Genomic DNA, 3,255 nt, shown 5'->3' with positions numbered 1-3,255 from the left:
GCGTAGCAAAGATAGAATTTAGCGCTAAATTTAAAACCGTAATGCGACATTCAAGCAGGGAGATAAAATGAACGATACGAAACCGAGCGAGCCGCTGCTAGTCGTAAACAGGGCGAGGCGTTTTTACGGACCTTTTTATGCGGTAGTTAAAATTTTGCAATTTTATATCGCCATTGTTTTTATAATGCTTGATAAACCTTATGCGCCTATCGTAGGCTGGATAACGCTAATCGGTCTTTTTTATACGACGGTTATTCCGAATTGCTTTAAATTTATTGCGTGCTACGATGATAAAGTGATAGTAAGATATATCTTTTGGCAAAGAATTCTAAAATATGATGAGATTAAATATATTGCTACATTTACGTATCTGCCTGGAGGCGAAACACTTTGCCTAAAACTAAAATTTAATTTGGCAAATATCGTATTTAATCTAAGCTCGATTATTTTGCCTTTAAGCTATATAACAAAAGAGGATTTTGAAAAATTAAAAATTTTAATGAGTGATAAAAATATTGAATATAGGGATTTTATCTGAGGAGCGAAAATGGGTTGCTATCGTAGTTATCAAACTATAAAAACAGGCGGATTTTTTAATTTCGCCATGAAATTTCTTGTTGCAATATTTTTTGCGATTGTTCTATTCGGCTGCGACGGTAATGAATGCCGCAACGAATACAATAATAAGGCGTTTTCTATTATAACTGATAATTTAAAGGATAAGGAAAATAGAGATTGGACGTGCGGGTCTATTGACAACCATGAATACTTCATAAATTTTTACAGACCTAGCAACGATGATTTAGAAACTTTATTAAAGAATGTAGCAGAAGCGGCGCAAATTCCAAATGTCAAAATTACTATATCGGTTTATGAGAGATATTGGAAATGGGGCAGTAAAACTCCGCCACCATTTAGCAAGAATATATTAACCGTAAAATTAGACACAAAATCAAATTAAGGAAAATGAAATGCTGAAATTTACAAAGTGTTTCTTTTTGATAGTCGCCGCATTTATATTATTCGGCTGCGACGGTAGAGAATGTCGGAATCAGTATAACGACAAAGCAGAAGAAATAATATTTGAAGGAATAAGAGATTTAAATCATCTAGGCGGTTCAATGTTAAAATCACGATAAATGTTTATAAAGGCATAAGGTTGGCAAATAAAAATTTGCCGTCAAGTGATGAGCCTATATTAATCTTAAAATTAAATACGCAATCAAGTCAATCAGAATAAAATTTCGGGCGGCGCAAACCGCCCGAAACGTAGCCCGAGATACCGCTCTAAGCCTTACTGCTCGTAAAAGCCGCTCGGTTTGGAGATCGTGTCGATGTAGATGTTTTTGGTCTGGGTGTAGTGATCCAGGATCATCTTGTGCGTCTCGCGACCGATGCCCGATTCTTTGTAGCCGCCAAACGGCGCGCCGGCGTGGATCTGGTTGTAGGTATTGACCCACACGCGACCCGTCTCAAGCAGGCGTGCGACCGTGAGCGCTTTTGCGATATCGCGCGTAAATACAGCGCCGCCTAGTCCGTAAAGGCTGTCGTTCGCCATGCGGACGAGCTCGTCTTGATCTTTAAATTTAATCACGACGCCCACAGGACCGAAGATCTCCTCTTGCGCCACGCGCATGTCGTTGCGCACGTCCACGAGTAGCGTAGGCTCGACGAAAGCCTCTCCCGCGCTATGTCGCTTGCCGCCCACGGCGATCTTAGCGCCCTCCTCTACGCCGATTTTTACATACTCTAAAATTTTATCGGCTTGCTTTTTGTTGATCTGGCATCCCATCTGGGTGTTCGGATCGAGCGGATCGCCCACTTTGATACGCTTAAATTTCTCCACGAGCGCCGGTACGAATTTATCGTAGATGCCCTCCTGCACGAAAATTCTACTTCCCGCGCAGCAGACCTGGCCTTGGTTGAAAAGAATTCCCAGCTGCACGCCGTCGATCGCAACGTCGAAGTCGCAATCATCAAAGATGATATTCGCACTCTTGCCGCCAAGCTCAAGCGTAGCGGGGATGATCTTTTGCGCCGCGGCTAGCGCGATGCCTCTGCCGACCTCGGTCGAGCCCGTGAATGCGAGCTTATCGAGCCCTTTGTGTGTGCGGACGAACTCGCCTGCTTTGCTTCCCTTGCCGGTTACGACGTTGATGACGCCTTTTGGAAGCAGCGGCGCGATCAAGCGGATGAACTCCAAAATGCTAAGGCTGGTCTCGGAGCTTGGCTTAAATACGCACGTATCGCCCGCGGCAAGTAACGGAGCGAGCTTCCACGCGCCCATCAAAAACGGGAAATTCCAAGGCACGATCTGTCCTACTACGCCGATCGGCTCGCGCAAGACGACGGATAGATAGCGCTCTTTTAGCATATTCGCGCTGCCCTCTTCGCCCAAGATCACGCCCGCAAAATAGCGGAAATGTTCGATCGACCACGCTACGTCGACCGCGCGCGTCTCGCGGATCAGCTTGCCGTTGTCGATAGTCTCTACGGTGGCGATGAACTCGGCGTTTTGCTCCAGGACGTCGGCGATCTTATTTAGCAGCGCGCTGCGCTCATAAACGCTGGTGCGGCGGAAGCTCGCAAACGCCTTGCGAGCTGCGGCGACCGCTTTATCGACGTCCGCCTTGCTAGCATCTGCGATCTTTGAAATTTTCTCGCCGGTAGCGGGATTAAAAACGTCTAGGCTCGCGCCGCCTTCGGCACCCACAAACTCGCCGTCGATGAAAAGCTTATAGCTTGGTTGGATTGTAGCCATGCTTACTCCTTTATGAAATATGACATTCGCTATTATATATCCGCGGCGGTTAATGCGGCATAAATTTCGGAGCGAAAATCGGTCAAAATTTCGTAGTGTGTAAATTTAAGAAGTAACGCGGCGCGAGCGAAATTTTAAAATTTGATCTGCATGCGCGACAGCGGAGGGTTTGAGGAGTTTTGAAGCGGCGTTAAATTTAAGCCCTCGCGAGCGGCGAAATTTCAAAAGGTAACGTTTATGAAACGAGAGCGGAAATTTGGCTACGATAAAATTTCAGAATTCGGCTTTGCTAAATTTTAAAATCCGGTTGCGTTGAAATTTTAAAATTTTATAGAATAAATTTCAAAATTTAGCTCCGCCGGAATTTTGAATTAGGCTTCGTTAAAATTTTAAAATTTTGCGAGGTAAAATTTCTAAAAGGTTTTGCGGAATAAACTTCTAAAACCATCTTTTGCGGAGCGAGCGGTTTAAATTTACGGGGCACAGCGGACGGA

At 44.7% G+C, this 3,255-nt stretch carries 3 protein-coding genes; 2 read left to right on the top strand and 1 reads right to left on the bottom strand.

Features of this window, described 5'->3' with window-relative positions; all coding sequences use genetic code 11:
* The first annotated feature begins 67 nt into the window (after window positions 1-67).
* Together Q0605_RS07590 and Q0605_RS07585 are read left to right on the top strand one after the other, a co-directional pair.
* A complete protein-coding gene (locus Q0605_RS07590; protein ID WP_298705714.1) occupies window positions 68-538 on the top strand; it encodes a hypothetical protein in 471 nt (156 codons plus the stop codon).
* A 9-nt stretch (window positions 539-547) separates the two neighbouring features.
* On the top strand, window positions 548-961 hold the full coding sequence (locus Q0605_RS07585) for a hypothetical protein (protein WP_298705711.1): 414 nt from the start codon (window positions 548-550) through the stop codon (window positions 959-961).
* Window positions 962-1,294: 333 nt separating this feature from the next.
* Here the strand turns inward: Q0605_RS07585 and Q0605_RS07580 are convergent, their stop codons facing one another.
* Window positions 1,295-2,761, bottom strand: coding sequence for an aldehyde dehydrogenase family protein (locus Q0605_RS07580; RefSeq protein WP_298705708.1), 1,467 nt, complete (start codon window positions 2,759-2,761; stop codon window positions 1,295-1,297).
* Window positions 2,762-3,255 lie beyond the last annotated feature (494 nt).

Origin of the sequence: uncultured Campylobacter sp. (genome assembly GCF_938017705.1) — a bacterium.
GTDB lineage: Bacteria > Campylobacterota > Campylobacteria > Campylobacterales > Campylobacteraceae > Campylobacter_B.
Note: the sequence above shows the minus strand (reverse complement) of the source record. Positions and strands in the feature narration are given on the sequence as shown.

Coding starts and splice junctions, on each gene's coding strand:
- Q0605_RS07590 (WP_298705714.1), top strand. CDS start 68: ATGAACGATACGAAACCGAGCGAGCCGCTGCTAGTCGTAAACAGGGCG.
- Q0605_RS07585 (WP_298705711.1), top strand. CDS start 548: ATGGGTTGCTATCGTAGTTATCAAACTATAAAAACAGGCGGATTTTTT.
- Q0605_RS07580 (WP_298705708.1), bottom strand. CDS start 2,761: ATGGCTACAATCCAACCAAGCTATAAGCTTTTCATCGACGGCGAGTTT.